General features: G+C 61.1%; 24 protein-coding genes and 1 tRNA gene. 5 read left to right on the forward strand and 20 right to left on the reverse strand.

Annotated features, from left to right (window positions below):
• Positions 1–142: 142 nt before the first annotated feature.
• The 16 genes from HZR14_RS03800 to HZR14_RS03880 form a co-directional block, all read right to left on the reverse strand.
• A complete protein-coding gene (locus HZR14_RS03800; protein ID WP_181691546.1) occupies positions 143–697 on the reverse strand; it encodes a Pycsar system effector family protein in 555 nt (184 codons plus the stop codon).
• Positions 694–1,482 (reverse strand): nucleotidyl cyclase domain-containing protein, encoded by a 789-nt coding sequence (locus tag HZR14_RS03805; RefSeq protein ID WP_181691547.1) that lies wholly within the window; start codon positions 1,480–1,482, stop codon positions 694–696. The genes HZR14_RS03800 and HZR14_RS03805 overlap by 4 nt, the downstream gene beginning before the upstream one ends.
• A 2-nt stretch (positions 1,483–1,484) precedes the next feature.
• Positions 1,485–3,665 (reverse strand): ATP-binding protein, encoded by a 2,181-nt coding sequence (locus tag HZR14_RS03810; protein WP_181691548.1) that lies wholly within the window; start codon positions 3,663–3,665, stop codon positions 1,485–1,487.
• A 56-nt stretch (positions 3,666–3,721) separates the two neighbouring features.
• Positions 3,722–4,723, reverse strand: coding sequence for a DNA adenine methylase (locus HZR14_RS14150; RefSeq protein WP_220132433.1), 1,002 nt, complete (start codon positions 4,721–4,723; stop codon positions 3,722–3,724).
• Between the two features lie 195 nt (positions 4,724–4,918).
• On the reverse strand, positions 4,919–5,200 hold the full coding sequence (locus HZR14_RS03825) for a DUF7692 domain-containing protein (protein ID WP_181691549.1): 282 nt from the start codon (positions 5,198–5,200) through the stop codon (positions 4,919–4,921).
• Positions 5,201–5,456: 256 nt separating this feature from the next.
• Positions 5,457–5,762, reverse strand: coding sequence for a hypothetical protein (locus tag HZR14_RS03830; RefSeq protein WP_181691550.1), 306 nt, complete (start codon positions 5,760–5,762; stop codon positions 5,457–5,459).
• Positions 5,747–7,666 (reverse strand): hypothetical protein, encoded by a 1,920-nt coding sequence (locus tag HZR14_RS03835; RefSeq protein WP_181691551.1) that lies wholly within the window; start codon positions 7,664–7,666, stop codon positions 5,747–5,749. Before HZR14_RS03835 ends, HZR14_RS03830 begins: the two co-directional genes overlap by 16 nt.
• 1,240 nt (positions 7,667–8,906) lie before the next feature.
• A complete protein-coding gene (locus HZR14_RS03840; RefSeq protein WP_181691552.1) occupies positions 8,907–10,067 on the reverse strand; it encodes an ATP-binding protein in 1,161 nt (386 codons plus the stop codon).
• Positions 10,068–10,069: 2 nt separating this feature from the next.
• Positions 10,070–10,879: a hypothetical protein gene (locus tag HZR14_RS03845; RefSeq protein ID WP_181691553.1), complete on the reverse strand. Its 810-nt coding sequence runs from the start codon at positions 10,877–10,879 to the stop codon at positions 10,070–10,072.
• Positions 10,876–12,591: a hypothetical protein gene (locus HZR14_RS03850; RefSeq protein ID WP_181691554.1), complete on the reverse strand. Its 1,716-nt coding sequence runs from the start codon at positions 12,589–12,591 to the stop codon at positions 10,876–10,878. The genes HZR14_RS03845 and HZR14_RS03850 overlap by 4 nt, the downstream gene beginning before the upstream one ends.
• Before the next feature lie 2 nt (positions 12,592–12,593).
• A complete protein-coding gene (locus HZR14_RS03855) occupies positions 12,594–12,935 on the reverse strand; it encodes a hypothetical protein (protein WP_181691555.1) in 342 nt (113 codons plus the stop codon).
• A 63-nt stretch (positions 12,936–12,998) separates the two neighbouring features.
• Positions 12,999–13,277 (reverse strand): hypothetical protein, encoded by a 279-nt coding sequence (locus HZR14_RS03860; RefSeq protein WP_181691556.1) that lies wholly within the window; start codon positions 13,275–13,277, stop codon positions 12,999–13,001.
• Complete coding sequence (locus HZR14_RS03865) at positions 13,274–13,723, reverse strand: hypothetical protein (protein ID WP_181691557.1); 450 nt, start codon at positions 13,721–13,723, stop codon at positions 13,274–13,276. The genes HZR14_RS03860 and HZR14_RS03865 overlap by 4 nt, the downstream gene beginning before the upstream one ends.
• The gene (locus HZR14_RS03870) at positions 13,713–14,042 is read right to left on the reverse strand and encodes a hypothetical protein (RefSeq protein ID WP_181691558.1); all 330 of its coding nucleotides are present in this window, start codon (positions 14,040–14,042) and stop codon (positions 13,713–13,715) included. The genes HZR14_RS03865 and HZR14_RS03870 overlap by 11 nt, the downstream gene beginning before the upstream one ends.
• Positions 14,043–14,045: 3 nt before the next feature.
• Positions 14,046–14,459, reverse strand: coding sequence for a hypothetical protein (locus HZR14_RS03875; protein ID WP_181691559.1), 414 nt, complete (start codon positions 14,457–14,459; stop codon positions 14,046–14,048).
• Position 14,460: 1 nt separating this feature from the next.
• On the reverse strand, positions 14,461–16,287 hold the full coding sequence (locus HZR14_RS03880) for a hypothetical protein (protein WP_181691560.1): 1,827 nt from the start codon (positions 16,285–16,287) through the stop codon (positions 14,461–14,463).
• Between the two features lie 151 nt (positions 16,288–16,438).
• On the opposite strand from HZR14_RS03880, the gene HZR14_RS03885 reads away from it, so the two are divergent.
• Together HZR14_RS03885 and HZR14_RS03890 are read left to right on the forward strand one after the other, a co-directional pair.
• Positions 16,439–16,615, forward strand: a complete 177-nt coding sequence (locus HZR14_RS03885; RefSeq protein ID WP_181691561.1) for a DUF8053 family protein — start codon at positions 16,439–16,441, stop codon at positions 16,613–16,615.
• Between the two features lie 67 nt (positions 16,616–16,682).
• Positions 16,683–16,883: a hypothetical protein gene (locus HZR14_RS03890; protein ID WP_181691562.1), complete on the forward strand. Its 201-nt coding sequence runs from the start codon at positions 16,683–16,685 to the stop codon at positions 16,881–16,883.
• 262 nt (positions 16,884–17,145) lie between these two features.
• On the opposite strand, the gene HZR14_RS03895 is transcribed toward HZR14_RS03890, so the two are convergent.
• From HZR14_RS03895 to HZR14_RS03905, 3 genes are all read right to left on the reverse strand, one after another.
• Entirely contained in the window at positions 17,146–19,044 is a 1,899-nt protein-coding gene (locus tag HZR14_RS03895; protein ID WP_255479165.1) for a DUF7845 domain-containing protein, read from the reverse strand.
• Positions 19,037–19,423, reverse strand: a complete 387-nt coding sequence (locus HZR14_RS03900) for a hypothetical protein (RefSeq protein ID WP_181691563.1) — start codon at positions 19,421–19,423, stop codon at positions 19,037–19,039. Before HZR14_RS03900 ends, HZR14_RS03895 begins: the two co-directional genes overlap by 8 nt.
• Positions 19,424–19,594: 171 nt before the next feature.
• Positions 19,595–19,669 (reverse strand) — tRNA-Arg (locus HZR14_RS03905).
• Positions 19,670–19,767: 98 nt separating this feature from the next.
• On the opposite strand from HZR14_RS03905, the gene HZR14_RS03910 reads away from it, so the two are divergent.
• Both HZR14_RS03910 and HZR14_RS03915 read left to right on the forward strand, forming a co-directional pair.
• A complete protein-coding gene (locus HZR14_RS03910; RefSeq protein WP_181691564.1) occupies positions 19,768–20,598 on the forward strand; it encodes a geranylgeranylglycerol-phosphate geranylgeranyltransferase in 831 nt (276 codons plus the stop codon).
• Positions 20,599–20,656: 58 nt separating this feature from the next.
• Positions 20,657–21,067 carry a CoA-binding protein gene (locus HZR14_RS03915; protein ID WP_181691565.1) on the forward strand — a complete coding sequence of 137 codons (411 nt, stop codon included), beginning with the start codon at positions 20,657–20,659 and terminating at the stop codon, positions 21,065–21,067.
• Between the two features lie 102 nt (positions 21,068–21,169).
• On the opposite strand, the gene HZR14_RS03920 is transcribed toward HZR14_RS03915, so the two are convergent.
• Positions 21,170–21,526 (reverse strand): DUF5798 family protein, encoded by a 357-nt coding sequence (locus HZR14_RS03920; protein ID WP_181691566.1) that lies wholly within the window; start codon positions 21,524–21,526, stop codon positions 21,170–21,172.
• Between the two features lie 109 nt (positions 21,527–21,635).
• Here HZR14_RS03920 and HZR14_RS03925 point away from each other — a divergent pair, with 109 nt between their 5' ends.
• Complete coding sequence (locus HZR14_RS03925) at positions 21,636–22,658, forward strand: sensor histidine kinase (protein ID WP_181691567.1); 1,023 nt, start codon at positions 21,636–21,638, stop codon at positions 22,656–22,658.
• Positions 22,659–22,697 lie beyond the last annotated feature (39 nt).

The raw sequence follows: 22,697 nt of genomic DNA on the forward strand, positions 1-22,697 counted from the left end.
GAGTTCCGAGAAATCGCGTTGATGTGTGTCGTCTATAACATCAAGCGAGCTGTGAAACCGTGAATTCCACCGCAGTATGGCGATTCAACACAGCCGATGAGTCCGTTTCGATAACTTATCTTCCGCCGACCTGTATCAAGACTCATGAAATGACAAGAAGGATCATTGCGATAATCCCGAAACCAACCGTTGGGATTGTCGCCTGCAGCGCTCGTCGAACCTGCTGATATTTCGTGTTATTTACTGTAGCTAACTTGTAATTCTCATCAATGAGCTCGTTGAGAAGTTCATCCGAGCTCTTCGATCGGATTGTCTCCCGGTAGCCTTTCTCCCCTTTTTTGACGATCGATTCCCACATAATCAGCCCTTGAGGTGTGGATGGAGTACTTGGATACACAGCGGATGCAGCGAAGTAAATCCCGATAACAGCTGAAGAGACACTTACACCAGCGGCACCGAGAAATAGCACTCCTTCACATCCGAAATTCGTCCCGATTACGCTCAAAGATAGTCCGAGATATGCGACAAGACCTGAAAGCAGGATTGAGGCTTTGTTGTCTGCCACACGTATATATGAATTCTGATGATCTCGAACCAGTTGGCTGAACTGTACTGCCGTTATATCCGCCTCGTTTCCCTTGTGTGCGTCTGTGCCTGTGGTCGTCTTCTCAGCATCGGCAGTCTCTTCATCAGTCATCCTTTTGCTTCCCCCTCTAGCGGAACTGTGTCTTCTATCCACTCCCCAATATATTGATAGATTGTATATGGTTCAAGCGCACCCGTTTCAGGATTTTCCCATTCATAAGGATCATAAACATCCTCAAGACGGAGATATTCATGATCATCTTCATCTGCATGATGTTCAATCGCAGGGCCGACTAAGTGTTCATCAACCTCGGCTTGTGTCTCCAAGCCAAAAGCCGTATTCACCTGGGTAGAGACGGCGGTAAGGCGTTTGAGTGACGAATCTTCTGAGGGTGTCCCGATTTCTGCGAGATATGCTTCGCCGTATGTTGCTCCAGAGCTAACGGTAACTGGTTCAATGTCCAGTTGTTCCAACCGGGGATTCACCTCATGGGAAAGCACCCAGCGGATCGTCGTGATGTACTGAAGAACATCTGCAACAGACTCTTGAGCGGATTTTCCGAATCCAAAGTATGCCAGTAGCCCATCACCTGTATTTTTTTCAAAGTGACCATCATATTCGTTAATAACCCGCATTGCTTCAGGAATAAACAGTCCTATCATATACAGAGTGGCTCTCGGGCCATTGCGGATGAGATACTGCGTGAAGTGATCAATATCGATGAAAACAGTCGCAATTTCGTACCGCTTTGGCTCATTCAACCGTTTGTTCCAATTAAGCGGGTGTCCTCGCCCCGTAGAGATATCTTGAAGCCGTTCGGCAAGCTCGTCTTCCCGACGATTAAGACTCTGGTGGACATCCCGCTTTTGCGAATATGTTAGAGTCTTTCGAGCCACGATCAATCTCCGTTGTCACCTGACTCAATATATTCATATATGTCGAGATTCTTATTAACGATAGCTTGACCGACATCCCGTGGCTGCGCCTCTTCGGGGTCTAATCCAACATCCTCACAAACACTCTGGTAGGCTGATTCTCTTATTCGTAGGATGACTGACCGCATGTCAGTAATTCTCTCTTGAACAATTTGTCTGCCCGTCGTCGTGCCAAAATCGATATCTTCCTCATCTACACTGTTTCCATCATCTTCGCTATCTTCCCCATCGGATTCAGTACCTAAAGGATCGTCAACCGTTCTTGTTGTTGTTGTTGTTTCAGTTTCGTCTTCGGCTGAATCATCTTCAGAAGAGTCATCGGCAGACTCATCCGTTGTTTCCTCATCTGAATTCTCGTCGGTATGTTCGGGAAGTTCGGACTGAGTCTCCTCAGCTCCCTCAGTCATATCATCATCCGAGAATGCCCGTGATAGATCTGGCGCACGCAGGTGATGACTCGTTAGAATTGGATCCACTAAGTCTTGCTCTTCCCCCTTAGCTTTGATTCGGCGATGCAATCCGTCTAAATCTTCAGTTACATCCAGCGTATTCACCGATGAGTCGTTGTTGCTAAGCACTCGCTCATAGTAGTCGCGCCACCACAGATCATCTTCCTCGAAATCAAACGTGATACCCGCCCGCGCATGCCGCTCTGCAGTGTCCTTCACGGCCTCTATAATCATGTGTAGTTCCTGCTCTGGGAAGCGCTTAGCCTCATCTGGTAAAATCCAGAAACTGTCCTCGTCTGGTGTGTATATACCATTAGAGTCGTTGTCTGGGTCAAAGGCAGCTCGGTACCCATTGGCATACTCATCAGCAATGATATGGGGAGCAAATATCTCCAACTCCGTCTGGTGATAGTCAACGAGTGCTTCGATTTGTTCTGTTTCTGGTAACTGGCTGTCTGGCTTGTGATCCGCGATGAACTGGTGGCGGTCGTTATAGTTTAATGGCTGTACTTTTTGCCACGGCTCCCGGTCTTCATCCTTAATACCCTCCTGGAAATCATACGGGGCAGTGTAGGCCGTTGTGAAGTTATCGTAGGTGACCTTCGTGTAGTCTGAGGCGGCGCGACGCAACACGTTGAAGACACGATCCGTGATGACGCTGTTCGGTTCTATTTTATCTTTCTGTGTATCCCAGGGTAGCGTTTCGGGATGGCTTTCAGCGGTGATTTTCACAATGAATCGCGTCCGACGTAGGTTTGGCCTGAAACTAGGCAGATGGGTTCCCCAACCTCCCATTTCGGTCTTATCACTCGTGAGTACACGACGATTTTGGATGATTACATCCGTCCCAGCGTTCTCGGACTTACCGGTGCGCATCAGCCCAGCTTTAATATCGACGGTGATCGGCTCATCTCGTCCGGGGATCTCCTCCGGATCAATCTCATATTGCTGGTAGAATCGTGGATGATAACCATCAAACGGCGTGTATGCCCAGTCGATCTCCGGCTGCTCCTGGACACGAACTGCATTAACCGTGATTGATACAGTACTGTCCTCTGGCCCAGCACGCCCTTTCAGAAACTCATCGTATGTCTCCGATAGATCAGTCCGTAATGATTCCAGATACTCTTCAGGAGTGTCGAAATTTGATGCTTCTTCATCGTCCATATCCTCCTCAAGATCGGTTTCTTCCTGCAGTTCGATATCGAGGCCTTCAATTCGGATAACTGTCGACCCGGGATCCACATCATCGAACTGCTGCTTTGTCACCTGCCAGTTATCGGAATACAACCACTCCTCATCGATCACGAATCCATAGGCAGTGTCAGCATCAGAGACTCGACTTTTGATGACAGCCCGGTTACCTAACCGAAGAATCGCCTTCTTTGCACCCATCCCGTAGGATCCGATCGAATTTGGGATTTCCTCCTTGGTCGATCCCCCGAGTGCGAAGATCTTCTTAACGTCTTCTTCATTGAGGCCACCACTATCGTCTTCAATTCGGAATACCTCCTTCTCAAAATCGAAGTCTATGTCGATCGTGATATCAGACTGTGACGAGTCGACGCGCCGCCAGTTGTCGAGAACATTGTCAACCAGCTCCTCAACTGCAGTAATAGGGGTAACGTCCGAGCGTATCGACCTGAGTGTCCGTTTATCCGGACTCAAGTCGTAATACTCCTGTTCGGAGGACATGGTTAACCGTTTTCTGCAACCATATTCAATCTTATCACAAGGTCGAGAAACATGGACTACAGACGGATAGTTGTCTGTACACTCTCGAGATCTGGGCTCGGAACTGGATAATTCATCCAGAGCGACTCCTCACGAGACTCTTTCGAAGTGTGTGACGTTTTTTTGACATCGATCCGGTTCCAGTCACCGTAAAGCTCCTCGGTCAAATCACACAAATAGGAGGATATTGCTACTTTTGCTTTGCTATCATGGAGTGCGTCTGCCAGTTCAGTATGTTCTTCGTCGGTCATCTCGTAACGGTACGCTGTGGTTGCACCATCCGTTCGGGATTCGTGTGGATATGGTGGATCACAATAAATCAGGCTATTATCTGAATCACCATATGTTTGGATAACGTCAATAGCATCCCGATTCTCGATTTGTACACGCCGAAATCGGTCAGCCATATCTTCCATCTTTGCCTCTTGGAGCGCTTTCACTGCCTCCTGATTGCTCATACCCTTTAGTTCATCAGCAATCTTTTCTTTTCCCTCCTGTTCTAACTCCTCTACTACCGCATCTACTTCGCTGTATCCTCCAATACGATTAGCGGCCTGATCCAAATTATCAAGTCGTGAGTGCCAGCGAGAGATTGCTGCTGCCATATCCCGGCGGCTGGAATTTTTACAATAAGCCCAGCGACCAGGTGTTGCATCTTGTGCAAGCCCACTCCTAACCTGTCCGGCACGAACAAAGAACAACCGTGCCTTCTCAATATCACTTAGAGTCTCGTCACCCTGATTCTTGATAGCGCATTCGAATTCTTCTCGTGAAAACGGAGTTAATGCAATCTTCTCTAAAAGCTCATCACGGTGGTCACGTAGTACTTTGAAGAAATTTGTGACATCACTATCCCGATCGTTATACACCTCAACCGGCGAAGGTTCACGGTTAAGGAGGACCGAGCCAGATCCACCAAATGGTTCGATATAGCGGTGGGCTTCAGGGAGTTGCGGAAGGAGCCATTTGAGGTGGCTATATTTACCACCATACCAGCGGAAAGGAAGACAACGAGCCATGTATATCGGTATCGGCTCTGATAGAAAAGCGTTATCAAAAACTGACTCATCGGATTCCTTGTTGGGATTGCCACGAATGAAATCTGGTCCTATCTGACAGTTTCTTCAACAGTAAGATGAACGAGAATTGAATGCGTTGGTTTGCATTCTATAAAATATCCAGAACTCCACGTTTTGTACTTAACTCCGGTTTAATCAGATCTCACTCTCTACACAAATATCGATGGACGGCGAAAAGAGGAGGTTTCGATGATCACCGAGGATGTCACAGATCTCGGTTGCCACCTCGGGATCGATCGCTCCCTCCGAGACCTGACCAGCGAGATTGTCCGCGAGTTCTGCTTTCTGCTCCTGGTCGGCAACAAGATGCGAGCACGCTCGAACGACTGAATCGGTCTTGTTCCGACCGACGACATCAGCAGCGGCCTCGATTTCGTCGGTTCTCCATGCTTTGTCCCCATCAGTTCGGATGCGCATACGCTCGCTCGTGTGTACGGCCCTGTATAGGTGCCGCTGAGCGAGCGATGAAAACCGACCGAGTATATAAAAACCACCCGGGTACCCGTCTCGATCGCGCCGGAGACCCCACCCGTGTGCAGGGAGCAGTTCCTCGCGATGGCTCAATATGCACACGCTGACGATCGAAGGATTTGGATCTGTGTGCATATTCGGAGGAGCGATGATCGAGACGTCTGACCCCACGCCTGAACGTAGAAACGCCGATCGACGGCCTTCAGAAGAACGCCAGCGCATCGCGTACTGCCGACGGCAGCCTCGAGGCCGCCGAGAGGACGTCGTCGACGAACGCCCCGATCGAGACGTCGATCCACCCGAGCGCCACCGCGGCCGCCAGCACGACCGCGAGCGAGATCCCCACCAACCGCGCGGACGACAGCACGGACGCGATCATGCCCGCGATCGAGCCCACACGCCACAGGTACCACCCGCCCGCCGCGATACCGCCCGCCGTCACCAGCTGCCCTCCGAGCCCCAGCCCGCCCAGGACCTCGACGAGAATCCCGATCATCGTCGGATCCATAGAATCACGACCGCGACCGCCGCGAGCGCCAGCAGCGGCGCGACCTCGGCGATCCCTGCCTCGAGCGGCCGGGTCAACGTTCCCGGCGCGATCGTCTCGATCGTCCATCCGGCCGACAGCAGTCCGGCCCCCGCGAGCACCGACCGCGGCACCGAAATCGACGTCCCACGATCGATCGCGAGCACGCCGATCACCACGCCGACGCCGCCACCCAGCGCGATCAACGGCTCGGGAACGCCCGAGACGACCTCTGACACGAGCCACCCGAGCCCCGCGACCGCTGGGATCGCGAAGGCCGCTGTCGGGATGTCACGCCGCGTTCGGCTGTCGACGATCCACAACAGCCCGACCCCGAGGACCGCCGCCACGATCGCCAGCAGCGGCCCCGAGGAGCCCCGGAGCAGATCACCCGAGATCGTCGCGAGCAGCGATCGCGACGTCGTGAGTTCGCCGCCGATCAGCACGATCACGACGACCGCCGGCACCGGCAGCCAGCCGATGCCGAGCCGCCGCCCGATCACGACCGAGCCGACGACGCCGAGCAGCGACACCAGGAGCAACAGCGGCGGCCCGGCTCCGCTTCCGCCGTCGCCGCCCGCGATTCCGACCACACTGCTCGGCGGTTCCCAGCCCTGGATCGTGTACGTCGTCGAGCCGTCCGAGAGATCGAACGTCACGGGCGAGTTCGCCTGTCCCGTGTCGATCTGCCGGTTGTTGTCGACGTCGTACAGCTCGTAGTACTCCGAGGACTCCCCGCCGAACCACGTCAACGACAGTTCGTCGCCCGTCGTCGATCCCGGCTCGATCGTCACCCGTGGCTCCGTCTGATTCTCGACCCGGAGGACCGCATCCCCCGTCCGCGGTTCGACGTCGAAGGGAGCCGTCGCGATCGTCGCGTTCGAACCCCCCACCGCATCCGGGAGCCGTAGCTCCTGAGTGCCGTCCGACTGATAGCGAACGGAATCCGACGCCGTCCACTCGGAGGACGTCACGACGTGAGACCGATCCGACGAGACGGTCTCGGAGACGTCCACGACGACCGGATCCGAGCCCGCATCGTCGACGATCTCGACTGTCGTCGACAGATCGTTCCCCTCCGTCGTCGGATCGAGGACGCGAACCTCGCCCGACTGCATCCGCACCTTCGAGGCCGTCGTCCGAACCGACACCGATTCGTTCACTGCGACGTCGCCGACCGAAACCTGAAGATCGCCGTCGTGCGAATAGTCCGATTCAGGAACGGACGTCCAGCCGCCGCCGTCGCGGGCCATCTCGACGCTACCGACGTCGACGACGTTGTCCGGCAACGGGATCGTCGCCTCGACGTTCTGCTGGTCGCTCGCGAACGATCGCGTGATATCGACGTCCTCCTGCCATGTCGACGATTGGATCGATGCGCTCGCCGATGTCGCCGCGTCATGCTGGTATGACACCCCGACCTGGGGGCTCGGCCCGCCCCCTGGATCGGCCATGTCGATCTCGACCGTGTTGGTCCCCTCCTGGATCCAGTTATCCGAGACGTCGAGACTCGTCGTCTGCCCCTCCGCGAGCGTCCCCGAGTAGCTCGTCGTCTCCCCGTTGATCGAGACCGTCGGATCGTCCGTCGTCGAGACGTCCTCCCACTCGACCGACGTTTTAACTGGACCGTCCGAGGAGACCGTCGCCGAGTGTGAGCCCGTTGTTAGGTCGATCGGTTGCTCGATCGTTTGTCCGTCGGATAGCTCCCCCGCCTCCGCGAGCGTCGTCGTCCCGCCATCTAACTCGATTGAGGGGTTTTGGGGGGTCGTGACCTCAGTCCACGACGCCGAATAATCGAGTCCGGTTGAGTCCCCCGCGTAAGTCGCATCGATCGAGTTGCTCCCCGCAGATAGATCGACCGATTTAGTGACTGAGCCATCCAGCACGCCGGAGTGTGAGACGGTCGAGGAGCCGATGTTAACTGTTGGGTCTTTAATCCCATCATTTTTTGTATAACTTATATCATACGAGACAGCCTCATTTGATGACAGACTAATGCTGTTGGATGATCCTATATCGATATTATATGTACCGCCGTTTGAATATGAACCCGAGTCGGCCCCGGATGTTTCGACTGGGAAGGGGTCTTTATAATTGGCTGTAAGTCCGTCCATAATAATATAACCCTTCGAATCAACATCCTCGACCTCGATGGTATCGCCGCTGTTGATTGTCCACGGACCGTTATATGTTTTCGTTTCGATATTATCGGACCCGCTATCAGTAATTGTGTCAACAACAGTCCCCCCGACTCGGACCTCAAAATCCCCTCCGCTACTAGCATCGTTATCATCGTAGGATAGCTCGAAGCTCTGAAGCTCCCCCCCCGGAACATCAAAGACTGCAATATTGTCGTAACCGTATAGTGCCGTGTCTCCGGTTGCAGAAACTGTTGTTGTTGGGGGCGCAACCGGGCTAAGTGAGAGAGAGGCATCTGTCGCTCCAAGCGACCCCGGAGATAACGGCACGGTTTCGGACCCATCGACTGTCCCGCTCTCGCTCTGTGTTGAGCTTGTTTTTGTCGCGGAGAGAGTAACCTCCGCATTTTCCGGAGCGTTGTTGCCCCCAACGGAGATCGAATCACTCACTCCGTCCGAGAGCGATCCCGACGCCGATCCCGATTCGGTCGATTTGACCCCCGTCAACCGCATCGTCGCGTTCCGCGGCGCGGCGGTCCCGCGCGGATCCAACTCGAGCGTCTCCGACTCCGTCGTCGTCGATCGCGACCGCTGCTCGAGGACCTCCCGACCCGTCAACTCGACCGAGAGATTCTCCGCTGCCTCGACGTCGTTGATATCGTAGCTCCACGATGTCGACGACGTCGCCTGGTTTCCGTCGAGCGCGATCTCGCCCTCGAATTGCTCTTGTGCGCCCACACTCCCGACCGCGGCCACGCCCGCGATCGGCAGCGAGCACGCGAGCACGAGCGCCCACAGTACCGCGGCCGCCTGCTCGCCCTCGAGGCCGCGCACACGCCCGCCCCCGGACCCGTCCCCGTGTTCTGAGCTACGCGCGCGCGTTTCGGACGACTCACGATCGCGAGCGGCCGGCTCGCCGGCTCTCGACCCTGGATCGAATCGACTCGATCCACCGATCAACTCGAAGATTTTTTGAAAAATTTTCATTTTATTTGACTCTCACTTTCAGCTTCCACGGGATCCCCAGCGACAGATCCGCCCAGCCGAACTTCTCGAAATGCGACTCGTCGTACATCAACGCCGTTCCGGGATCCTCTCGAGAGGTTAGATCACGGTTCATCGGGACGCCCTCGAAGCCGAGGACGCCCGCCTTCGACGTCGGGTTCGACGTCGTCGGCATCTGCACGCGCCAGCGCACCTTCTTGACGATCTTCTCGTTGCACTCCGACTCGTCGTGAACGAACATATAGATCGAGAGCCCGTTCTTCCGGGCGTCGATCCACTTGTCGCGCATGATGTTCACCAGCTGGTAGCTGCCGAACTCGTCCTTCTCGACGTCGTCCGACGCGATCTCTCCGAACTCGTCCGCGATCCAGTCCATGAACGAGTGCGGCCCGTAGTCGATCCGCGCGATGAACCACGCGAACCACCAGTGGTTCAGCGGGCTCTCCTCGCAGAACTCGACGCCCTCCTGTTTGACGTCCGACTCCTCGTAGATCTCTTGGCAGCGCCGCATCTTCGGATCCGGGTAGACTACGTTGAACGTCCCGACGTCGTTCGACAGCGGCCGCTCCCGATCGAGATGCGGCTCCGTGAGGACGTCGTGGTTCAGTTGCAACGGGTCGTCGTACCGGACGACCTCCCGGACGACCTCCTCGAGATCGTCGACGGAGAGTTCGACCACGTTCTTCGTTTTGTCCTGCGGCTCGAGGACGATCTCGACGTCAGCGCCGCGCGGGAGACACACCCGCGCCCACGGCGCGAGCGGGAGCCACTCCGACCTCGAGGGAGAGCCACGCCACACGACTGTCGACCCCTGCTCGATCGACGTCGTCGCGACGTGGTTCGCCAGCGTCGATTTGCCGGACCCCGGCTTCCCGCGGGCCAGGAACTCTTTGCCGCCCTTCTGTCGACCGGGAGCCGGGTCCCACGACTTCAACAGGACGTTCGGGACGATCGGGTAGTCGAACCCGCTCGGATCGAACGCCGGGAAGCCGTAGAAGCGCCGGATCGAGTCCGCGTCCGTGTGCCAGCGATCGTTTTCGAAGCACTGCCGCGTCTTCCGTCTCGGGTCCGGGAACCGATCCAGGACCTGCCGTTTCGTCTTGTCGTCTGCTGTTTCCTGAAAGTCTGATATCGTGAGGCTCATGGTTAGATACTCGACACTGTTCGCTCCGCTCGCTCGGCGGCCGGTTCCTCTTTCGTCCGTCGACGCAGTTCGTCGATCCCGTCGTTGAACGCCGGCAGCAGGTAGTAGCTCGCGAACATCTCCCGCGCCCGCCGCGTCGATCGCGACGGATCCGTCGACGTCACAAGCCGCCGGGTCGAGCGCTCCTCGACGATCCGGCGGACGAACCCGTCCCGGATCTCGCCGAACGACGCGATCTCGACCAGCTGTCCCCAGCGCCGGATCTCGTCGTCCGCCTCGAGCCCAGCCAGGAGCTGCCGAGTCGCCGCCTCCTGGTACGTCGCGAACTCGTCGATCTCCGGCCGCATCGCCGTGTGCTCCTGTTTGCCGGGTTCGTGTTCTGCACTCGACGTCGTCGACTCGTCGGGCGTCCCGACGTACGTCGTCGAATCGTCCCGGAGGGTTCGGAACGCCCGGTCGAACGCCGGCTCGATCACGCCGACCGCGATCCGCCGCCGGACCTCGTCGACGACCGACTCCTCGAGGAACTGCCGACGTGCGCTCTCGTCGAGGACCGCGTCCAGGAGGACGCCGTCCTCCGAACGCCACTGTCGCGCGAACCGGAGGTAGAACGACGTCTCCGTCTCCCCCAGCAGCGCCGGGATCGACTCCCGAAGCCACCGCAGGACCGCCCGCTCCGACTCGAGGCCGTCCTCGAGTTCCGACAGCAGCGCGTCGACGTCGTTCGACAGCTTCCGCAGCGCCGGCCGTCGCGACGTCGGCACCGACTCGTCGAGATCGTCGATCGACGTTGCGATCGATCCGGAACTCATCCGGCCACCCCACCCGCATCCGGGTTGTCCTCTTGTTCCTCGTCGTCCTCCTCGTCGGGGTTCTCCGCGGCGATGTCGTCGGGGAGATCCGACCCGTGCATCGAGCGGTCGACCTCCGAGCCGAACATCTCCTCGACGAGCGTCCGATCCTGCTGCTCGAGGGCCTGCTGCACCTCGATCTCCGTGCGGCTCTGCTCCTCGATCAGCCGACTCCGCGCCTCCTCGAGCGACCGCGCGTCCGAGACGTTCCCCGAGAGCAGCATCGACGAGATCCACGCCGACCGGACGTGCACCGACGCCGCCTCGACGTACGCCTTCCCCGGCGTCGGCGAGAGGATCAGCGCCGTGATCCCGACGACCGCCGTCGACGTCCCCCACAGCCAGCCGACGCGCATCCCGATCGCCGCCGAGACCGCCACCGCCAGCCCCGCGTAGGCCAGCAGTGTGATCTGGTCAGAGCGATCGCTCGGGATGTGCGACTCGAAGGACTCGGGCTCGTACTCGAGGACGTCGGCCGCGTCCGGATCGACCAGCACGATCTCGTCGACATCGCTTTTCCCACCGTCGTCCTCGGGCGTGTTCGCCGAGATCCGCGTCTTCAGCGCGACCTGTGGGACGTGCGCCGCCTTCCCGAACGCCCGCGAGAGCCACGCGATCACGCCTTTTCGAACGATCGCCGGGTCGCCCGACGGCATATCGACGACCGTCTCCTCGGCGCGATCCGCCTCGAGGATCTCCGTCGCGTCCGACCCGTGCGGCCCGTCGATCCCCTCGACGTGCGGCCGGATGAACTCGACTTGTCGCTCCCGAATCGCCTGGCTTTCGACGATCGCCAGGAACGTGATCGAGACCACCAGCGCCGCGATCACGTACGGCGCGGCCGCGACCAGCTCCGCGAGTTCGTCGAAGCGCCACCAGATCACGAGCATGAGGAGGATCCCGATCAACAGCAGCCACACCCACAGCGGGTAGCCGGGACCCTTCCCCGTCCGCTCAATCGCCTTTTCGCCGGCCGGCTTCGCGACCGCGATCCCGCCGACGACCGGCACCAGGATCCACCAGATCGCTTGCGACCAGAAATCACCGATCGTCGAGATCGCGATCGGCTCCGACGTCGCGAGCGGCTGGTACTCGAACGACCACCGCACCGACGGATCCGACTCGAGCCACATCGTCACCTGCGTCGGCTCCTCGCGGTCGTAGGACCGCAGCGGGACTTCCATGATCGGCAGCCCCGCCTGATACTCGACGTCGTGCGTCTCCGTCTCGAGTGCCACGAGCCCCGTTTCGTTGTTGCGGGACTCCGTCTGCCAGTACGCGACGTGCATCGTCTCCGACTGGGTCCCCGGTTCGACCTTCACCGTCCGCAGCCACACCGATTGCCGCTGCACTGTCGTCGAAGCGTCGACGTAATCCGACTGTGCCGAGTCCCTCGAGCCCTCGTCCGCGAACATCGAGTTCGCCGGCCAGTGCTCGAGATACCAGATCCGTTCGTTGTCCGTCCGCACACCCGCGGGAGCGTCCGGGAGATTCGAGCCCGAGTCACGAAGCTCCGACAGCGGGACCTCCGGATCGTCGATGAACGGATCCGACGCCGTCGTGTTCGCCGCTTCGCTGTCCTGTGCCGCCACAGGACCCACCGCGCCCGCGAGCGCCGCAGTACACACCACAAGGACGACAACCGACCACAGCGCGCCTCTCCCGGCCGACATGGTTACGCCTCCCTCAGTGCGATCGCAACGACCAGGAGCGCGATCACCGCGAGCGCGAACATCCCGCCGGAGATCCCGAGCCGCTCCTCGATCGCGAGCCAGCCGAGCCCGGCCGCCGCGATCGACGTCACCGCGCCCGGAGCCTCAGCGACGACCGATCCCACGGCCGAGATCGAGATCACCGCCAGCGTTGCGAACCCGAGCACCATGCCGACAGCGCCGTCAAACACCGACTCAGCAGCGTCCGAGAGATCGCCCTCCCGAAGGTACTGCACGAACACCGCGATCCCGAAGATCGCCAGCAGGACGCCGACCACCGTCGAGAGCGTCCCCATCTCGATCATTCGATCACCCCCACCCGCATCCGGGGGGTTCGATACAACTGCCGATCAACCGTCCGTTTACTGTTATGACACATTTTCACGAGCACTAACCAGAAACCGCGCCACGTTCACCCCGACGAGGACCGCCGCGAGCACCACTAACAGGGTGTTCAGCGCCCCTTCGGGGAGCCATTCGACCGCCGGAGCGACGTACGTCGACATGATCGACACCGTCGTCAGGAGACTCCCGACGTCCGTCGCGAGCACCGACAACAACGCCGCCAGGAACTCCCCGCCGTACAGCAACACATCGAGGAGAATCCCGGCACTTGCGCCGAGAATCGGGATTTCACGCAGGTTCATAGAACCGGGATCACCCGAATTACCAGCCCGATCGATCGCTCGATCAACACCAACAGCCCGATCACGACCAGCCCCCAGGAGACGACGACTAGTGCCGGCGCGAACGGCCCGCCGACCGACGCGATCGACTCGATCGATCCCGAGAGGACCCCGACGAGCGCCAGCGGAGCCGACCCGATCGGGGCCAGCCCCGCCTGCAGCGCGCCGCCGACGTCGACGATCGCGTCGTTGATCGCCTCGATCGCACTGAAATAGAAGCCGATCGCCGTCTCCGCCGCCGACAGGATCGCCCCGAAGAACCACGCCGCGACGATCCCCGCGATCGTCTCTCGCTTGATCGACGCCTCCTCGCCGAGCGAGATCGTCCCGGTCAACAGCCCCGAGATTCGCTCGCCGACGCCGCCGAGCGCCCCCGACAGCGTCGACCGGATCGTATCAAGAACCACGGACGACCACCCCGAACATCCAGGAGACTGCCAGCAGCGACAGCACCGTCGCGATCGCCGCGACTAAGAACGCCGCCGGCCCCGCCGTCGACGTCGACGCTGAGGCCGTCTCCGCCGCGGTTCCGAAGCTCGACGAGACGCCGCCGAACGCCTCAGACACGACGCCGTTCGTCCACGCCTCGAGCGCCTCGAAGCCAGCGACGATCCCGCCAGCGATCGTCTGCCACGTCCACACGATAGCCGTCCCGATCGCCAGCACTGCCGACGCCGCCAGGGTCTCCCCGAGTTGACTCCAGTCCGATCGGTTCGGCCCGACCATGCGCTACCTCCGGATCCTCCCGAATAACCCCCCGAGGGAGAAATCCACTTGATCCCACGCGAAGCTCACCAGCCACAACGCCGCGATCACGACGACCATCGCCGCGAGAAACGCGAAGGGACCGAGCGAAGCGGCCGCGCCGTCCGTGAACGACGCCGCCGACGTCGTCCCTCCCGCATCGAGGATGTCGACCAGGTTGAAGAACGTCGCCCCGAGGGTATCGGAGAGCCCGCCGAACAACGCGACGAACGGCGCTCGGACCGCATCCCCGAAGGCCATGATCCCGCCGACCAGTGAGATCGCCAGCGCCCGGATCGGCCCGCCGATCAGGACGTCTCGGACCCACTGCCCGAAGGTATCCGCGTTCTGGATCCCCTCCCGAGCCGTGTCGATCACGCTACTGGGGTCGTCCGCCATGTTACCGCCCCAGGAGACTCGAGATCAGTCCAGCTTTCGACGAGATGTACCCGACCGCGCCCACGACCGCGCCCCCGATAATCGCGCGCGGACCCGACAGGAACGACCACATACCGCCGCCGCTCCCGCCGCTACCACCGAGCCACCCGACGACAGCGCCCGACTCGATCTCCTCGAGCTGCCCCTGCGTGACGTCCGCCTCGATGTACACGACGGCGTAGTTCCCGACCGACGGGTCCGACATGACCGTCGCCGCCGAGCCCTCCTCGACGCCGTCGACGTCCGTCGTCACGTCCGACAGCGACAGATCCGAGTAGTCGTCGAGACCTTGCGGATCCGCGTAGCCGTCTCCGACCTCGACCGTCGAATACTGGTCCGGGAGCCGATTCTCGACCTCGAGCGACAGCGACTCGTAGGATAACGCGAACGCCGTCGGGATCTCGATCGACGCGATCATCGTCAACCGCTGGTCGTACGCCGGGTTCCCCGGCTCCGTGAGTTCGTACTCGATGTCGGAGGCCGGCCCGCCGCCCGCCGTGATCTCCGCGTCGACCGACAGCCCGTCGATCATGCCGTCCGAGAACTCCTCGCCGATCGTCTCCGTCGACGTGATCGAGATCGAACCCGTCGGCTCCTCGATCTGCTCCGTCTCGAGTTCGTCGTCCGAGTTCGTCACCTCCCGCTCCCCGAACGTCCACGCCGATTCCCGATCGAGGTTCAACGCGAAGATGTCCGCCTCCGCGTCCCCGTCGACCGCGACGACCTCGAGCGCCGCAATCGTGTCGATCGACGACGCGACGTCGCCCAGCTGCACCTGGAAGACCGACGGCTCGCCCGTCGCCGGATCCCAGTCCGGAGACGACCCGCCGACGACGACCGTCGTCGTCGATCCCGTCGCGTCTTCGACCCGGAACTCCATCGTCCCGGCGTTCGACACGACCGTCATGCCGACCTGCAGCCACTTCCGTAGCTCCCCGGAGGACGTCTCGACGTCCTCGAATCGGATGCCGGCCTCCGAACCGCTCGCAACACCCGACGTCGAGAAGTTGATCCCCTTCCCCCCGGATGCGGGGGTGTAGTTCGACACCGACGCTTCCGCGGCCGTCGTCGACCAGTGAGTCGCGTCGAGTGCCGAGACGTCGGTCTCCGCGTCCCCGTCGCCCGACTCGTCGTAGGTCTCCCCGCGCGGGAACGCTTCGAACTCCGGGGCCGTGAGTTCGTTCGCCGAGAACGAAATTGGGTTGTGCGGATCCCCCTCCGTCGGACGCTCCTCGATTCGCCCGCCGACCGCCGACAGACTGACTTCGTCGCCGTTGTCGTCGACGTACTCGAGCGCCGATCCCTCGACGCCCGCCTCGGCGATCGACAGCCCGGCCGCCGCCCGCGGGTTCGGCGTCACGTCGACGTCGAAGTTCAGCGCCGAGCCGTCGTTCGCCTCCTGTGCGCCGACCGTCCCGACGCCCGCCGCCGTCGCGATCCCCGCCGCGCCCGCCGCGAGCGCCCCGCGCCGCGTCATCGTCGTCACGTCGTCCGGGATCAGATCGTCCGGGAGCGTCAGGATCGGAGCGCCGTACTCGAGCCACAGGATCGCGTTGCGATCGAGCGCCTCGAGCGCGGCGCCGTAGTCCGGCTGCTCGCTGTCGTCGTTGCTACCGAGAGTCGATTCGCCGTTGCTGTCGCTGCTTGTTGCCATAGTGCTAAAATCTGAGTTCGCGTTTTCGTCGCGAGAGACGTTGTTCGGGTCGAACGATGCAATCCGGCGGAGGTCGATCACGTACTCGAAAAAGGCGTCGCTGCCGTCGAGATCGATCGGCCGTCGATCGCTCACGGCGGTGGCCTCCGCGTCCCGAGTAGGGGTGTAGCGGTCATGCTACGATTCGACAGGAGAGATGACTGATTATCAAATAGCAGACATTACTACATATATCACTTTTACCACGTTTCCATAATTCTATATACGGGAACTGGCTCGATCACATATGGACTTCAGAAAACTGCGGTCGATGGGTGGCGGCGAATCGGCAGGCGTCACGCTCCCGAAGGACGATCTTCGGGACCTCGGGCTCTTCGAGGACGGTGAACTCGCCGAAAGGTACGCTCGCGTCGAGCGCGTTGAGGACTCCGACTCCGAGTTCTTAGTCACGGTCGTTGACTGAGCGACGAACGGATCTGTTTCAACGATTCGTCGATGAATTTTTGAGAAATGCGGTAGATCGTTCTCGCGTGTTTGAGACCGTATGGCCCCGGCTCCGGACGATCGGCCGACTTGGGATATTCGTCGGTGCGCTCGCCGTCGTCGTGATGATGGTTGCTCAAATACTCGACGTTCTTTTTGTCGCCTCAATCGATGTGCGATTTATTCAGGGGGAGCTGCTCGTCATCTTCGCAGCGCTGGGTGTGATGTTACTGGCGACGAAGGTCTGACCTTCGTTTCGACTGTTTCGGGTGGAACAAGTGCGGTAGTTTTTCCTGCGAAGGCCGGAGGCCTGAGCAGGTCTTTGTCCCGTTAGGGACACTCCCGTAGGCCCTCCTGCCCGGAAAGCGAAATCGGGGCGGCGAGCCAGCGGCGGTCGCGACCGCGACCGCGCGCTCGAAGCCGGCGATCGACGCGACGCCCCGGCTGGCGCGCGGAGCCACTTATAAAGAAACAGGTCGCAGGATAGTGATGCCTCTCGCCAGGGCCGCGTCAGTGGAGGGCGTCGACCTCGAGCTTCCCGAGCAGCCTCGTGCGACCGCCCTGATTAACGCCAACCACGTCGCCGACGTCGACGCGCTCGCCGTCACGGTCGTAGTAGGAGACCTCAGCGCTCGCGAAGCGACCGACATCGATCTGCTCGGTCAGATCGGCAGCGTTGTAGCCGGCCCGCAGGACCTCCAGAAGCTCTCGCTGCGTGAGGTTCCCGCCAGCGATCGCGAGCTGGAGCTGGTCGGAGTGTCGATATCCCGACTCGGAGATCTTCACGCCCCAGCGCTGCACCCACTGCCCGAGCGCTGAGTCCTCGTCGACGGTCGTGGATCCGGAGGCGAGTCGATCCATCCCGCGATGCAGCTGGTCGAGGCGATCGTCGAGCGCGCCGAGCAGCTCCTGGAGACGCTCGCGAACGATGTCGTCCGCCACCTGGATCCCGCTGAACTTCGAGAACAGCCGCTCGAACTTTCGGACGCACCGTGACGCTGTGCTCGAGGAGACGTCCGCGTCCTCGGCGAGCTCCTGGAGCGTCTCGAACGCCCCGCCGTCCGCCGCGGCCTCGAGGACATCCTTCTCGCCATCGGTCGGCTGTTTCTCGACGATCTCCCGCGTCACGGTATCGCGCTCGGCGTCGACGACGTCCTCGACAGGATCGGGGACGAAGTCCATCGCGTCAGCAGCGGCCTGGCTGAGCCGCTGCTCGGCGTCGAAGTGGTCGTCGGAGACGAAGACCGGATGGCCGGACGTCCGCGGCATCTCCGCCCACTCGAGGGCGTTGAGCAGGTACTCCTCGAGACGCCGCTGCAGCGTCTCGTAGCCGAACTTCTGGACGGCCTCGCCCTCGGCGTCGTCGGCGTGCTCGTCGAACCAGGGGAGATGGTCGCCGAACGGCGTGTACTCGCGGTTGTACTGGACTTCGATCTTCGGATGATCGGTGGCCGTCGACGTGTTCCCGGCCTCGCAGGGGTTCTTCGTCAGGTAGCTCTTCAGGAGCTTCCCGACGGAGTGCTCGCGATACAGGTGGTTCAACTGCGTCGGATCGAGCGCGACCGCGTGGCGCTTCCCAAAGGCATCCTGGTTGTCCCATTTCAGTTCGCCGCGGCCCTCACGCTGCCGCTCGAACTGCGAGAGCCGGTCGAAGATGCCGCCGGGACCGATCACCTGCTCGTTGACGACGTCGCGCTGACAGCGGACGTAGACGCCCATGCCGAGCGTCCGGCTCCAGGGATGGACCGCGTCGCGATCGAAGTACTGCGAGTTGACGCCGATCTCGCCGGCAAGGGCCTGCAGGATATCGACGATCTCGTCGGGCTCGACGTTCGACGCCTGGATCTCGACGCGGACGCCCTCGGGCAGCGTTTCGGGGAGCGACTGGATCCGCTCGCCGGTCTCGGAGTGCTCGGCGTTCGGCAGCGACGGGCGGAACTGGAAGTTGATCCGGCGGTTTCGCTTCGGATCACTCGTGTCGAAGACGGGGATCTGATACTCGAGGAAGTTCTCGCCGCTGTCCTGCTCGCGAGTCGCAATCGCGCCGTCCCAGTAGCGGATGGTCGACTTCTTGTACTCGTCGTCGTCCTCGGGACCGTGATCGATCGCCCAGGTTGTGTCGTCGACGTCGACCTCGGCCTCGAGGTCGGGTTCGAACGCGGAGACGATCGCGAAGTACGGCCGCATCCCGTCGACGTCGGGCTCCGACTCGAAGGGAGCGAAGAGGATCTTCCCGCTGAACTCGTGGATCTGCGGCTTGATCACGTCGACGAGGATCGTCGAGTCGTCCTCGTCATCGGGATCGTACGGCTCGATGTCTTTCTCTTCGCTCTCGTCGTCGCTCTCGAAACGGCGGGCGGGTTCGGCGGCTTCGAGGGCAGCGAACTCCTCGTCGACGGCCTCAGTCATCGGCCTGTCCCGTCTGGAGTTCTCTCCGAGGCGTCGGGACCCACCGAACAGTGTCGTCAGCGAAGACGAGACGGACGCCGATCCAGCCATCCTGGAGGTTCGAGGCGTCCCGTCCCTGGCACTCGACGGGGATGACGACGTCGTACTCGTGACGGGTACAGAGCCAGCCGTACGTGAGCAGTTCGTCGATCTGCTCGCCGAGTTCGCGGTTGTCGAGATCGGGATCCCGGATGCGGGGGGTACCTTTCGACCCAGTGACGGCCTGTCCGCACTCGGGACAGATCACGGAGCCGTCGGGGTTTCGAGCCGGCGCTCGGACGACCGGGGCCGGCATGACGTCGAACCGACCGAGACCTGACCGCTGCTCTCGGCGGCTCATGTGCTCCTCCGGTTTGTGAACGAAACCGCAAGAGGGCGGATACCCGCGTTAGGGGACGGGTTTATATCGGGATTTGGCTGCCTTCCCGGATCAACCGATTCGTCCGAATTAGCGGCTTTCGAAGCCTCTATTCGGTGATTCGGTTTAGCGCAAAAGCGGGTGGTTTGTGAGTGGGCGCTGCAGGATTTGAACCCGCGGCAACTTGGTCCGAAGCCAAGCACTCTGTCCAAACTGAGCTAAGCGCCCGTATCGCAACAGTATCCACTACCGCCGTTTAAGTCCCGCGATTTTCTCTTTGGACTCCGACCCACGGCGTTTATACTGAAGGGAGAGAACCGCGGCATATGGAGCAGGTTCGTGGGGCGATCGAGCTAATGCGACCGGGGAACGCGGTCGCAGCCGGCGTGTTGACGTTTATCGGATCGTTCGTCGCAGGAGGGTTAGGTACACCGGCGTCGGCCCTCTTCGCCGTCCTCGCAACGGTCCTCGCGACCGGCGGCGGGAACGCGATCAACGACTATTTCGATCGGGGGATCGACGCGATCAACCAGCCGGATCGGCCGATCCCTCGCGGTGCTGTCTCCCCTCGCGCCGGGCTCTGGTTCAGTCTTGCGCTGTTCGCCGGCGCGGTCGGGCTGACGCTTTTGTTGCCGATGATCGCGATCGTCATCGCGGTCGTAAACTTCACCGCGCTGGTAGCCTACACCGAACTATTCAAAGGGCTTCCGGGGGTCGGAAACGCCCTCGTCGCGTATCTCACGGGGAGTACGTTCCTCTACGGCGGGGCCGCTGTGGGCGGTGATCTCGCCACGGTCTCGGTTTTGTTCGTCCTCGCTGCCACCGCAACGATGGCCAGAGAGATCGTCAAGGACGTCGAGGACGTCGAGGGCGACCGCAAAGAGGGGTTGAACACCCTCCCGATCGCCGTCGGCGAACGAACCGCCCTCGCCGTCGCGGTGGCGTTCGTCGGTGTGGCAGTCCTCGTGAGCCCGGTGCCGTACCTCCGCGGAACGTTCGGTGCCGCGTATCTCGTCGTGTTAGCGCCCACGCTCGTCGGACTCGTCGCCGGGGCGTATCGATCCCTGTCGGATCCAACGACCGGACAGACGTGGCTGAAAGCCTCGATGTTTCTCGCGGCGCTCGCCTTCGTCGTCGGTCGGGCCGCGGTGGTGTGACGCGACACGGTCCACGGCGGGTTCGGCTTTTTTATCATCCCGCCACGTAGTGTCGTCCATGCCAGTCCAAGACGACAACGAACTGCGTGAGATCCTCGAACTCGAGACGATCGCCGTCGTCGGCTGTTCGGCGACGCCGCACAAACAGGCCCACACGGTCCCGAAGTTCATGCGAAAACAGGGCTATGAAATCATCCCGGTCAATCCCTACGCCGACGAGATCTTCGGCGTCGAGCCCTACGATTCGCTCTCGGAGGTCGAAGAGGACATAGACATCGTCGACGTCTTCCGGCCGAGCGAGGAGGTGTCCGAGATCGCCGACGAGGCGATCGAACGCGACGACGTCGACGTCGTCTGGACCCAACTCGGCATCACCGATCCGGAGGCCGGCGAGCGGATCGAGGCGGCCGACAAACGCTACGTCGAGGACCGGTGTCTCAAAGTCGAGTACCGGCGGCTGATGGGGTGAGAGACGGAGTGGGGGAGACCGCTCGGCACCCCTCGGTTTCGGTTCGGCACCCCTCGGTTTCGGTTCGGCACCCGCCCGCTTCGAAAGCGCCTCCGTCCCCGTTCACTCGCGATGGTCGGTCCCGTCTCCGTCTTCGTCCGCTTCCGCGTCCGGAATCACGTCCACGTTCCCCCCGCCGTCGACGAGCTCCTCACCGTCTTGGTTCGGCGTCTCGGCCTCCTCGATCGCGACCTCGGTGAGGAGTTCGTCGACGTCGATACCCTCCTTTTCGGCGAGCGCCTCCAGTATCGCGGCCTGGCCGTCCATCCTGTGTTCGAGGGCGGCGACACGCCGGTTCGTCTCCGTGACGGTTTCGCGCATCTCGAGGGTCTGCTCGCGGAGCTCGTTGATCCGGCTGTACAGCTCTTCGCCCATGTCAGCGACCTTCTGAAGCTTTCTGGTCGCGCCTCCGAGTCCCATACCGTCTGGTTCGGGAGGGCCGGTTGTGTGCCTTGCGGTCGGACGGGACGCTGTATCCTCGACGTTCGATGGTCGTGTTTAATAACAGTTGGTGACGAACGGCTGGGTGATGGACGACACGGACCACACCGACCTCGAATCGGCGCTACTGTCGGAGATGGTCGAAACAGTCGGTGTCGGCGTTGCGATCTACGGCGAGAGCGGGCGGTATCGCTACGTGAACGAGGCATACGCGGATATCCTCGGAACGGACCGGTCGTCCCTTCTCGGTATGGCGATCTGGGAGGTCATTCCGGCGTTCGAGCGCGATCGCTTCGAGGACTACTGGGACTCCTTCGAGGAGGGCGAGACACGCGTCGCCGACACCGAACACATCGCCGACGGCGTCCTGACGCCGGTGAGTACGCTCACCACGCGTCGGCGGATCGGCGGGCGGCCGTACAACTTCGGGACGATCCGCGACCGAACCGAGCGACAGCGTCGCGAGCGAGAACTGAGGGAGAAAAACGAGCGACTGGAGGCGTTCGCGGGGACCGTCTCCCACGACCTCCGGAACCCTTTGAACGTCGCAAAGGGCTATCTCGACTTACTCCGGAGCGACGTCGACCACGACGCGGTCGAGCCGATCGGGCGGGCGCTCGGGCGCATGGAGGTCCTCATCGACGACCTGTTGACGCTGGCCCGCGAGGGGCGTTCGGTAAGCGATACCGAATCGGTATCGCTCTCGGCTGTCGTAGACGATGCCTGGCGGCAGATCCAAACGCGGGAGGCCGTCCTCGAGGGGGAGTGCGACGGGTCGCTCCTCGCCGATCGGGGGCGACTCCAACAGTTGTTGGAGAACCTCTTTCGGAACACCGTCGAACACGCCGACGCTCCGGCGACCGTCCGGGTCGGCTTCCTCGGAGACGGCGAGGGCTTTTTCGTCGCCGACGACGGCCCCGGCATCCCCGAACCGGAGCGCGATCAGGTCTTCGAGCCGACCTACTCGACGGACGAGGGGGGAACCGGATTCGGGCTGGCGATCGTCGACGAGGTCGCGGCCGCCCACGGGTGGTCCGTCTCGGTGACCGACAGCGCCGACGGTGGGGCACGCTTCGAATTCAGGGGCGTCGACGTTCCCGACGATACCTAGGGGCCAGCGCCGGTTCGGGGGACGAATTAGTTCGGGAGG

Source organism: Natronomonas salinimetallica (assembly GCF_013839515.1).
Lineage (GTDB): Archaea > Halobacteriota > Halobacteria > Halobacteriales > Haloarculaceae > Natronomonas.

Excerpts from the sequence above, each read along its gene's own strand:
- HZR14_RS03800 (WP_181691546.1), bottom strand. The coding sequence starts at position 697 with ATGACTGATGAAGAGACTGCCGATGCTGAGAAGACGACCACAGGCACA.
- HZR14_RS03810 (WP_181691548.1), bottom strand. The coding sequence starts at position 3,665 with ATGTCCTCCGAACAGGAGTATTACGACTTGAGTCCGGATAAACGGACA.
- HZR14_RS14150 (WP_220132433.1), bottom strand. The coding sequence starts at position 4,723 with ATGGCTCGTTGTCTTCCTTTCCGCTGGTATGGTGGTAAATATAGCCAC.
- HZR14_RS03825 (WP_181691549.1), bottom strand. The coding sequence starts at position 5,200 with ATGCGCATCCGAACTGATGGGGACAAAGCATGGAGAACCGACGAAATC.
- HZR14_RS03830 (WP_181691550.1), bottom strand. The coding sequence starts at position 5,762 with ATGGATCCGACGATGATCGGGATTCTCGTCGAGGTCCTGGGCGGGCTG.
- HZR14_RS03840 (WP_181691552.1), bottom strand. The coding sequence starts at position 10,067 with ATGAGCCTCACGATATCAGACTTTCAGGAAACAGCAGACGACAAGACG.
- HZR14_RS03845 (WP_181691553.1), bottom strand. The coding sequence starts at position 10,879 with ATGAGTTCCGGATCGATCGCAACGTCGATCGACGATCTCGACGAGTCG.
- HZR14_RS03850 (WP_181691554.1), bottom strand. The coding sequence starts at position 12,591 with ATGTCGGCCGGGAGAGGCGCGCTGTGGTCGGTTGTCGTCCTTGTGGTG.
- HZR14_RS03855 (WP_181691555.1), bottom strand. The coding sequence starts at position 12,935 with ATGATCGAGATGGGGACGCTCTCGACGGTGGTCGGCGTCCTGCTGGCG.
- HZR14_RS03860 (WP_181691556.1), bottom strand. The coding sequence starts at position 13,277 with ATGAACCTGCGTGAAATCCCGATTCTCGGCGCAAGTGCCGGGATTCTC.
- HZR14_RS03870 (WP_181691558.1), bottom strand. The coding sequence starts at position 14,042 with ATGGTCGGGCCGAACCGATCGGACTGGAGTCAACTCGGGGAGACCCTG.
- HZR14_RS03875 (WP_181691559.1), bottom strand. The coding sequence starts at position 14,459 with ATGGCGGACGACCCCAGTAGCGTGATCGACACGGCTCGGGAGGGGATC.
- HZR14_RS03885 (WP_181691561.1), top strand. The coding sequence starts at position 16,439 with ATGGACTTCAGAAAACTGCGGTCGATGGGTGGCGGCGAATCGGCAGGC.
- HZR14_RS03895 (WP_255479165.1), bottom strand. The coding sequence starts at position 19,044 with ATGACTGAGGCCGTCGACGAGGAGTTCGCTGCCCTCGAAGCCGCCGAA.
- HZR14_RS03900 (WP_181691563.1), bottom strand. The coding sequence starts at position 19,423 with ATGAGCCGCCGAGAGCAGCGGTCAGGTCTCGGTCGGTTCGACGTCATG.
- HZR14_RS03910 (WP_181691564.1), top strand. The coding sequence starts at position 19,768 with ATGGAGCAGGTTCGTGGGGCGATCGAGCTAATGCGACCGGGGAACGCG.
- HZR14_RS03915 (WP_181691565.1), top strand. The coding sequence starts at position 20,657 with ATGCCAGTCCAAGACGACAACGAACTGCGTGAGATCCTCGAACTCGAG.
- HZR14_RS03920 (WP_181691566.1), bottom strand. The coding sequence starts at position 21,526 with ATGGGACTCGGAGGCGCGACCAGAAAGCTTCAGAAGGTCGCTGACATG.
- HZR14_RS03925 (WP_181691567.1), top strand. The coding sequence starts at position 21,636 with ATGGACGACACGGACCACACCGACCTCGAATCGGCGCTACTGTCGGAG.